Origin of the sequence: Citromicrobium sp. JLT1363, assembly GCF_000186705.1 — a bacterium.
In the GTDB taxonomy this organism is placed as follows: Bacteria; Pseudomonadota; Alphaproteobacteria; order Sphingomonadales; family Sphingomonadaceae; genus Alteriqipengyuania.
This window is the reverse complement of the sequence record NZ_AEUE01000018.1, coordinates 1-531: the sequence shown is the minus strand read 5'-3', so window position 1 is coordinate 531 and position 531 is coordinate 1. Positions and strand designations below refer to the sequence as shown.

Genomic DNA, 531 nt, shown 5'->3' with positions numbered 1-531 from the left:
GCGACCATGCTTCCGCCGTTCAACAACAACGAACTTTCAACGACGGTTTGCCCGGTGCCCGACACGATAGGCGACAAGGCCGCGAAGCCCGACTTAAGTTCGTCGGTCACGTCACCGGCCCTAGGGTCGGGCGTTAGCGTAGGGTAAGGCCGCAGGGTTCAAGCAAGGGATAACCGCGCGAAAGTTACCCGACTTGATTGCCAGCTTTTCGCCGTCAAGCTGCGTGATAGACACAGCCTTTTTGCAGCGCGACAACGCGTCGATTAGTCGGAACGTTTGTGGGCACAAGTTCAATTCTTCTTCGATTGGGTGCCCCATGGCAAGCACGCCGTCAAACGCGACGGCATAGTTTCCGGCAAGTCGGCAATGCGACTTAGCGATTAGGTCGTTTGCCTTATCCGCCTGCGCAAGCTTGATAAAGTCAAGCGCGACCGCTAGCGAAAGCTTCGGTTCTTTGTCGGCGGCTTTGGTTCGTTTACGCGGTGCCATTATCCCTATCCTTCACATGACGCTTAGGCAACACAGGTTCGG

1 protein-coding gene is annotated in these 531 nt (G+C 56.1%); it reads right to left on the bottom strand.

What is annotated here, in order from left to right; translation table 11 throughout:
* Window positions 1–120: 120 nt before the first annotated feature.
* Complete coding sequence (locus ADAD_RS16225) at window positions 121–489, bottom strand: hypothetical protein (protein WP_010415661.1); 369 nt, start codon at window positions 487–489, stop codon at window positions 121–123.
* Between the last annotated feature and the right edge of the window lie 42 nt (window positions 490–531).

Excerpts from the sequence above, each read along its gene's own strand:
- ADAD_RS16225 (WP_010415661.1), bottom strand. The coding sequence starts at position 489 with ATGGCACCGCGTAAACGAACCAAAGCCGCCGACAAAGAACCGAAGCTT.